General features: G+C 69.9%; 4 protein-coding genes and 1 pseudogene. 2 read left to right on the forward strand and 3 right to left on the reverse strand.

The window, feature by feature from the left end:
* Nucleotides 1-1,428 (forward strand): annotated as a pseudogene (locus AC2W7C_RS09905) (alpha/beta hydrolase family protein); the annotation flags it as partial.
* Between the two features lie 166 nt (nucleotides 1,429-1,594).
* On the opposite strand, the gene AC2W7C_RS09910 reads toward AC2W7C_RS09905, so the two are convergent.
* From AC2W7C_RS09910 to AC2W7C_RS09920, 3 genes are all read right to left on the reverse strand, one after another.
* Nucleotides 1,595-3,277 carry an alkaline phosphatase D family protein gene (locus AC2W7C_RS09910; protein ID WP_486001291.1) on the reverse strand — a complete coding sequence of 561 codons (1,683 nt, stop codon included), beginning with the start codon at nucleotides 3,275-3,277 and terminating at the stop codon, nucleotides 1,595-1,597.
* An 8-nt stretch (nucleotides 3,278-3,285) separates the two neighbouring features.
* Nucleotides 3,286-5,859, reverse strand: a complete 2,574-nt coding sequence (locus AC2W7C_RS09915; RefSeq protein ID WP_486001292.1) for a TonB-dependent receptor — start codon at nucleotides 5,857-5,859, stop codon at nucleotides 3,286-3,288.
* Nucleotides 5,860-6,033: 174 nt separating this feature from the next.
* On the reverse strand, nucleotides 6,034-6,756 hold the full coding sequence (locus AC2W7C_RS09920) for a hypothetical protein (protein ID WP_486001293.1): 723 nt from the start codon (nucleotides 6,754-6,756) through the stop codon (nucleotides 6,034-6,036).
* A gap of 176 nt (nucleotides 6,757-6,932) precedes the next feature.
* On the opposite strand from AC2W7C_RS09920, the gene AC2W7C_RS09925 reads away from it, so the two are divergent.
* Nucleotides 6,933-8,345, forward strand: coding sequence for a circularly permuted type 2 ATP-grasp protein (locus AC2W7C_RS09925; RefSeq protein WP_486001294.1), 1,413 nt, complete (start codon nucleotides 6,933-6,935; stop codon nucleotides 8,343-8,345).
* Nucleotides 8,346-8,456: the final 111 nt, after the last annotated feature.

An 8,456-nucleotide genomic window follows, 5' to 3' on the forward strand; every position in this document is an offset into this window, starting at 1 on the left:
CGAGGCCCCAGGACGGCGGCGACCCCGCGCGCCCCGGCCAGGTGCGCGACCGCGTCTTCATGCTGGCGGCGCCCTTCACCGGCCGGCCCCGCGACCCTGGTGGACCTGAAAGAGCGCTATGGCGGCGTGACCTGGGGCGACGCCGACACGGCCCTGGTCAACAGCCGCTGGTTCAACACCCGGCACGAGACCCGCTACGTCGTCGATCCGTCCAACCCGGGAACGGGCCGGGTGCTGCTGGAGCGGAACTATCAGGACCGGTACAACGATCCGGGCTTCCCGCTGACCGAGCCGAACGCCGATGGCTTCCCCGTGGCGCGGCTCGCCGCCGACGGCCGGCTGCTGATGACCGGGGCGGGCGCGACCCGCGAGGGCGAGTATCCCTTCCTGGCGGCGATGAACCTGGAGAACGGCCAGTCCGAGCGCCTGTGGACCTCGGCGACCGGCGACTACGAGAGCATCGTGGGCGTGCTGGACGACAGCGCGAGGCGGCTGGTGACCCGGCGCGAGACCCGCAACGACCCGCCGAACCTGTACGTGCGCAATCTGGATGCGCAGGCGCCGGACGCCCTGACCCAGTTCCAGGATCCGGCGCCGCAACTGGCCGGGGTGACCCGCCAGCTGATCACCTACACCCGCGCCGACGGCGTGCAGCTGTCCGGTACGCTCTATCTGCCGGCTGGCTACGACAAGGACCGCGACGGTCCGCTGCCGCTGGTGATGTGGGCCTATCCGGCCGAGTTCACCGACGCCGCGGTGGCCGGCCAAGTGGTCGATACAGCCAACCGCTTCGTGCGGCCGGGCGGGTCCAGCCACCTGTTCCTGCTGACCCAGGGCTATGCGGTGCTGGACGACCCCTCGATGCCGATCATCGGCAAGGACGGGGCCGAGCCGAACGACACCTACATCGAGCAGCTGTCGGCCAGCGCCAAGGCGGCGGTGGACGCGGTGGTGGAGATGGGCGTGGCGGACCGCGACCGGATCGCCGTGGGCGGCCACAGCTACGGCGCCTTCATGACCGCCAACCTGCTGGCGCACACCGACCTGTTCCGGACCGGCATCGCGCGCTCGGGCGCCTATAACCGCACGCTGACGCCGTTCGGTTTCCAGGCCGAGCAGCGGACCTACTGGGAGGCGACCGACACCTACAACGAGATGTCGCCCTTTACCTTCGCCAACCGGGTCAATGAGCCGATCCTGCTGATCCACGGCGAGGCGGACGACAACTCCGGCACCTTCCCGGTGCAATCCGAGCGCTTCTACGCGGCCCTGAAGGGCAATGGGGCGAACGTCCGCTACGTCGTGCTGCCTCTGGAGGCCCACGGGTATCGGGCGCGGGAGTCCGTCGGCCACACCCTGTGGGAGATGGTGCGCTGGCTGGATACGTACGTGAAGAACGCGGGGCCGCGTTCCTCCCCGGGAGCGTAAGCGAAAGGGGAGGGGGACCGCCCGAAGGGCGGTGGAGGGGTGTCAGCTTCGCGCTCGCTGCGACGCTCCTCCGTCACCTCAGGCTACGTCGTACCGCGCTTGCGTCCGGCGCCCCTCCACCATGCTGCGCATGGTCCCCCTCCCCCGATGGGGGAGGAACTGGACGTCAGCCTTCCACCAGGGGCCCCAGCCCGTCTGCCGTGCGATCGACCGTGAAGGTCTTCAGCACCGCCGCCTCGTAGGGCTTGGCGAAGATGGTCGAGACGGTGCGCAGCTCGGCCTTCGCCCGCGTCGGCGTGAGGGTGAGCAGGACGAAGCCCTTGGCCGACTGGTCGCAGAAGACGACCTCTTCGTTGGCGGCGTTCAGGGCGGCGCCCAAGGGCACGCCCTGGACGGCGTCGCCAGGCGAGGGGCTGGAGACTGAGCTGGTCCCGAATTCGACCGCGCGACGGGCTCCGTTCGCGTCCTTCAGGTCGTTGACCCAGAAGGCGTGGCTGTCGCCGGCCAGGACGATGGGCTGGACCTGGGCCTCGACGAAGGCGGCGTACAGGCGCTCGCGGCCGGCCGGATAGCCGTCCCAGCTGTCCAGGTTGAAGGGAACGCCCAGCTTGAACAGGTCGATGGACTGACGAACCCGGTCGCGCACGGCGGCCGGCAGGCGGGCCATCAGGACGGCGATCTCCAGCGGCGAGGCCATCTTGGTGATGTCCGGACCCTGGACCCGGCCCATGACGACCTGGTTGCCGATCACCTGCCAAGGCCGGCCGGCGGCGCGGGAGGCCTGGAGGGTCGAACGGACCCAATCGCGCTGCCGGTCGCCCAGCAGGTCGCGGGCGGGGTCGTTCAGCCGAGCGCGGAAGCCGTCCAGGTCGGGGCGCGCGTTCCGGCCCTGGCCGACCACGGGCATGTCGTGCTCGTAGGTCAGCTGCTCGCCGCGGGCCAGCAGGCGGGTTTCGATCATCAGCAAGCTGGCCAGGTCGCCGAAGTCGAAGCTGCGGTAGATGGCGTCGGGCGTGATCCCCGCCTCGGGATCGCGGATCGGCATCCACTCGAAATAGGCCTTTAGCGCGGCGGCCTTGCGGACCGAGAAGTCGCCCTCGGCCTCGGGCTGGTGGTTCTCGGCGCCCTGGGTCCAGGCGTCGTTGGTGATCTCGTGGTCGTCCCAGACGCAGATGAAGGGCGCGCGGGCGTGTGCGGCCTGCAGGTCGGGGTCGGACTTGTACTGGGCGTGGCGCGTCCGGTAGTCGGCCAGGCTGACGATCTCGTGCGGCGGCTGGGGCGTGCGGCCCAGGCGGGCGCCGCTAACCATGCCGTAGTCGTCGGGCTCGGCCCCGTACTCGTAGATGTAGTCGCCCAGGTGGACGACGGCGTCGAGGCGATCCAGCCTCGAGATGGCGTCGTAGGCGTTGAACAGGCCGCCCGGATAGAGCTGGCAGGACACGACGGCCAGGACAGTGTCGGGAGTGGCGCCCGCGGGCAGGGTGCGGGCGCGGCCCTGAGGCGAGCGGACCTCGCCGACGGCGAAGTCGTAGCGGTATTCGACGCCCGGGCGCAGGCCGGAGACCGGGACCTTGACCGTGAAGTCGCGTTCGGGGCCCGTGGCGAAGACGCCGGAGGCGGAGGGCGCCGACGCACCGTCGGTCCAGACCGTCCACGCCACCTCGATCCGGCGCGTTGCGGCGTCGGCCGGCGTGACGCGGGTCCAGATCACCAGGCCGTCGGCGCGAGGATCGCCCGAGGCCACGCCATGGGCGAAGGCGACGCCGTGCGGGGCGTCCTGGGCAGCGGCGGGAAGTCCCGCCCCGGCCGCGCCGAGCAGTCCGAGAAGGCCGCGGCGGTGCAAGGTCATGATGCGCCTCAGTACTTCAGGCCGATGACGACGCCGAAGGTGCGCGGCTCGCCGGCGATGAAGGTCGGCAGGCCCAGGCTGTCGCCCGTGTTGCCCGCGTCCTTGATATATTCCTCGTCCAGCAGGTTGTCGGCGAAGGCCTCGACCGACCAGTCGCCGGCCTCGCCGGTGACGCGGACGCGAAGGTTCAGCAGGCCGTAGCTCTCCTGGACCTCGTCGACGACGGTGTCGGGGACGAAGTTGCCGGTCTGCAGGCTGGAGCGGTCGTTGTTGTCGTCGAAGAACATCTCGGACTGCCAGGTGTAGGTCGGCTGGACTTCGACCAGGCCGCCGGTGACCGGGATCTTCCACGTCAGGCCGAACGAGGCGCGGTGGTCGGGCGACAGCCGGAAGCGGTTGCCGTCGTAGATGCCGGCCTCGAACCGCGAGTGGTTGTAGGCGTAGGTGGCGAACAGGTCGAAGGCCGCGTTCGGGCTGAAGTTCACCTGACCTTCGAAACCGTAGGCCTTGGCCTCGCCGGCGTTGGTGGTGACGAACTGGGTGCCGACCTGAACCGTCGTCTGGAAGTTCGAGTAGTCGTAGAGGTAGAGCGCGCCGTCCATGCGCAGGGCGCCGTCCATCAGGGCGGTCTTGGCGCCGACCTCGTAGCTGTCGACCTCCTCGGCGTCGACGAAGGTGAACTTGGGCGCGCCGAACGGGGTCGAGGGCGCCGACGGGGCCAGGACGGCCGGGCGGCGGCCGCGGGCGTAGTTGGCGTACAGGCTCGACTCCTCGCCCAGGTCGTAGCGGGCGGTGACGCGCCAAGTCAGGCCGTCGTCCTCGAGGTCCTGGGTGATCAGGGTTCCGTTCCCGGCGGTCGGCTGGAAGGTCAGGCCGAACAGCGGGAAGGCGGCGGTGACCGGGGCGTTGGTTGCGCCCGGCGCGGCCAGTTGAGCGACCACGCCGTTGGCGAAGGCGCCGAGGGCGGCGGCCTGGGCCAGGGCCTCGGGCGTTCCGACCGCGATCAGCTGGGCGATCTGGCGCTGCACCTGCTGGACCGCCAGCAGGCCGCCCAGGGTCGAGCGGCCGTTCAGGATCGCCGAGGAGAAGCCGCTGGTCTTGTCGTCCTGGGTCCAGCGCACGCCCGCGGCGAACTCCAGCCGGTCGGTCGGGCGCCAGGTCAGGTCGGCGAACAGGTCGATCGACTCAAGCTCGCCGGTGTTGGTCGCCGTCTCGATGTGCGAGGCCTTCAGGTTGTTGCGGACGCCCGGGACGACCACGCCCGGCAGGCCGAAGCCGCTCAGGATCGGATCCAGGAGGGCCGGGCTGGAATAGGCGGCGAGCGGCAGGTGGGTGGTTCCCACGGCCAGCGGATTGCCGTCCAGCAGGCCCGCCAGCTGGGCCACGGCCACCCGCTCGTTGAACTCGGTCGGGGTGCGCTGGGAGCCCTCCTCCTTGAAATAGCCCGCGCCGATGAAGCCCGAGAAGGCGCCGCCGCCGTCCCAGTTCAGGCGGAACTCCTGGCTCCACTGCTCGCCCTGGGCGTCCTCGATGGCCGAGAGCAGGGGCAGGGAGATGCCGTCCGGATCGAACACCTCGTAGGAGTCGAAGGTGCGGTAGGCGCTGGTGGAGGTCAGGGTCAGGCTGTCGGAGATGTTCACGCGGGCGATGCCCGTGACGCCCCAGACCTCGCGGTCCAGGCCCAGGGTCTGGCCGCCGTCCAGGGCCGTGCCGGGGGTCAGGGCCGCGCCCTCCCACGGCTGGCGGCCGCCCAGGACCACGCCGGTGTTCGGGTTCGCCGGCGCATAGGCCATCGACTTGAAGGAGGTGCCCGGCGCGTCGTCGCGCTGGTAGTTGGCGATCAGGTCGAAGCGGAAGGACTCGTTCGGCTCGAAGGCGCCGGACAGGCGGAAGGCCTGGGTGTTGAAGCCGTTGTAGTCGGCTCCGCCCAGCAGGTTCTCGACGAAGCCTTCCCGGCTCTTCATGCGGGTGGCGAAGCGCAGGGCGGCCATGTCGCCCAGCGGCATGTTCACCATCAGCTCGGCCATGCGGTAGTCGAGGTTGCCCAGGGCGGCGCGGCCGGCGGCGCTCCAGTCGCCGATGTCGGCCTTGTTCTGCACGATGTTGACCGCGCCGATCAGGGCTCCCCGGCCGTACAGGGTCGACTGGGGGCCCTTGGCCACCTCGACGCGCTCGACGTCGAACAGCTCGACGTAGGAGCCCCGCGATTTCGAGATGGAGACGCCGTCCTGATAGACCGAGACGCGCGGTTCGGTGGTCGCCTCGCCCGAGTCCGAAGTGATGCCGCGCATCACGAAGCCGGGATTGTTGGGCGACTGGTTCTGGACCAGGAAGCCGGGGGTGAAGGCCGACAGCTCCTCGAAATCCTGGACGCCCAGGTCCTGCAGGCGCTGGCCGTCGTAGGCGGTCAGGGCGAAAGGCACCTCGGTGGCGCTCTGTTCGCGCAGCTGGGCGGTGACGATGATCTCGCCCAACTGCGCGGGTTCCGCCTCCTGGGCGGCCGCGCCCCCGGCGAAGGCCCAGACGGCGCCCAGGGCGGTTGCGCCGAGGAGAACGGACTGACGTTGGACACGGTGAATCATGGCGGCCCCCAAGGTTTTGCTGGGGCCGGACTAGCGGGGCTGTATGCCGGTGGGACGACGGAGGGACGACCGCCGGATGAAGCTGGCGCGTCCGCCCGGTGACGACCCGTCCGTGGGCGGCGCAAGAAAGAGGGCCCGGCGGAGGCCGGGCCCTCAAGCGTTTCGGGCGGCGCCTCAGCGCTTCTTCAGTTCGGACGCGTCGCCCGTGCCGCCGTCGGTCACGTCGCCGACGATCGGGTTCTCGGCCTGGACCCGCGGCCGGCTGCTGCGCCATGTGTCGAAGTCGGCGGAGAATTTCTCGCGCCGTTCGTTGCGCCAGTCCGCGTAGTCGCGGTCGAAGTTGGACAGCTGCCGCTCGCGCCAGTGCAGGTAATCGGGCTCGAAGTCATGCTGGGCGCGGCTGGAGCGGCCGCGGTCGAAGGACCGGTCGGAGCCTTCCCAGATCTGCGAGCCGGGCGCGTAGCCGTGATCCGGATAGTCGTGACGGCCATAGGCGCGGGAACCGTAATCCTGACGCCCGTAGTCCTGACGGCCGAAGTCCTGGCCGGAATAGGGACCGGAATAGGGGCCGTCGTGGGAGCCGCCCTGGCCGTAGTCCTGCGAACGGTAGGCGTCCTGCCCGCTCGCGTAGCGTCCTTCATCCTGACGGCCGGACTGGTTGGCGCGCGCGTATCCCTCGGACCGGTCGTAGCCCCAGTCGCGGGAGCTCGTGTCGCGGTCGCGGGCGTACTGTCCCGGGCCCTGCATGGGATTGCGATAGGCTTCGGCGGTGCGGCCGCCGTCGCCCTCGGTCCAGGTGGGGCGTTCATCGAAGCGATGGTCGCGGTTCTCCCATCGGTCGTCGCGATCCTGCCGGCCGAAGTCGTCCTGGGAGCGGGCTCGGAAGGGGTTTTGCATGGCGATCTCTCCGTTGTCGGGGAGACCGGAAAACCGCCCGCCGAAAAGCCCGTTCCAGCGATCACAGGGACCTGACAGCCTTGGCCGGAGGGGGGAGCTTCGCCGCAGCGCAACATTCTTGTTGCGCCGCCGCCGCCTGTCGGGTCAGGCTGCAAGATCATTGCGACGGGAGCGGCATGGCGTTCGACGAAATGTCCGGGAACGGCGGCGGGATCCGCGAGAGCTATCGCGGCCTGGAACGCTGGCTGGCGGAGGCGCCCGAAGGCCTTCTGCAAGCGCGCTCGCGCCAGGCCGAACTGTTCTTCCGGCGGATGGGGATCACCTTCGCGGTCTACGGCGAGGCGGAATCGAGCGAGCGGCTGATCCCGTTCGACGTGGTGCCCCGCATCATCGGCGCGGCCGAATGGGCGGGCCTGGAGAAGGGGCTGATCCAGCGGGTCTCGGCGATCAACGCCTTCCTCAGCGACGTCTACGGCGCGCAGGAATGCCTGAAGGCCGGGATCGTGCCGGCCGAGCTGATCCTGACCAATCCGCACTACGCGCCCGAGATGCAGGGACGGCGGCCGCCGCGCGACATCTGGGTGCAGATCGCCGGGGTGGACCTGGTGCGGACGGGCGAGGACGGCTTCTTCGTGCTGGAGGACAATTGCCGCACGCCCAGCGGGGTCTCGTACATGCTCGAGAACCGCGAGATGATGATGCGGTTGTTCCCCGACCTGTTCGCCGACTATCCGGTGCGGCCGGTCGAGACCTACACCGACATGCTGCTGGCCAGCCTGCGGGCCTGCGCGCCCGACACGGCGGGCAAGGACCCGACGATCGTGGTGCTGACGCCGGGGCCGTTCAACTCGGCCTACTACGAGCACTCGTTCCTGGCCGACAAGCTGGGGGTCGAACTGGTCGAGGGCAGGGACCTGTTCGTCGACGATGGCCGGGTCTTCATGCGCACCACCCAAGGCCGACAGCAGGTTGACGTCGTCTATCGCCGGATCGACGACGACTTCCTGGATCCCCTGACCTTCCGGCCGGACTCCACCCTGGGCGTGCCGGGGTTGATGACGGCCTACGAGGCGGGGACGGTGACGCTGGCCAATGCGGTGGGCGCCGGCGTGGCCGACGACAAGGCGGTCTACACCTACATGCCCGAGATCATCCGGTTCTTCACCGGCGAGGAGCCGATCCTGAAGAATGTGCCGACGTGGCGCTGCCGTGAGCCGGAGGCCCTGAAGGAGGTGCTGAGCAAGCTGGATCAACTGGTCGTCAAGGAGGTCGGCGGGTCGGGCGGCTACGGCATGCTGGTCGGGCCGGCGGCGTCCAAGGGCGAGATCGAGGCCTTCCGCAAGAAGCTGATCGCCGATCCCGACGACTTCATCGCCCAGCCGACCCTGCAGCTGTCGACCGCGCCGACCTTGGACAAGGGAGAGCTGGCGGGCCGGCACGTCGACCTGCGGCCCTTCGTGCTGTCCAGCCCCGACGGGGTGAAGGTCGCGCCCGGCGGGCTGACGCGGGTGGCGCTGAAGCCCGGATCGCTGGTGGTGAACTCCAGCCAGGGCGGTGGAACCAAGGACACCTGGGTGCTGGATGTTTGATCGTGCGCAGACGTTCCTCCCTCTTCAGGGGAGGGGGATCGCGAAGCGGTGGAGGGGCGGGGGCTCCGCGCTCGCTCCGACGCCCCTCCACCATGCTTCGCATGGTCCCCC

This window comes from Brevundimonas sp. CURTG3B2_SDJG, from assembly GCF_057364705.1.

What these genes read in the sequence shown, in the direction of transcription:
- AC2W7C_RS09910 (WP_486001291.1), bottom strand. Translation starts at nt 3,277, where the DNA reads ATGACCTTGCACCGCCGCGGCCTTCTCGGACTGCTCGGCGCGGCCGGG.
- AC2W7C_RS09915 (WP_486001292.1), bottom strand. Translation starts at nt 5,859, where the DNA reads ATGATTCACCGTGTCCAACGTCAGTCCGTTCTCCTCGGCGCAACCGCC.
- AC2W7C_RS09920 (WP_486001293.1), bottom strand. Translation starts at nt 6,756, where the DNA reads ATGCAAAACCCCTTCCGAGCCCGCTCCCAGGACGACTTCGGCCGGCAG.
- AC2W7C_RS09925 (WP_486001294.1), top strand. Translation starts at nt 6,933, where the DNA reads ATGGCGTTCGACGAAATGTCCGGGAACGGCGGCGGGATCCGCGAGAGC.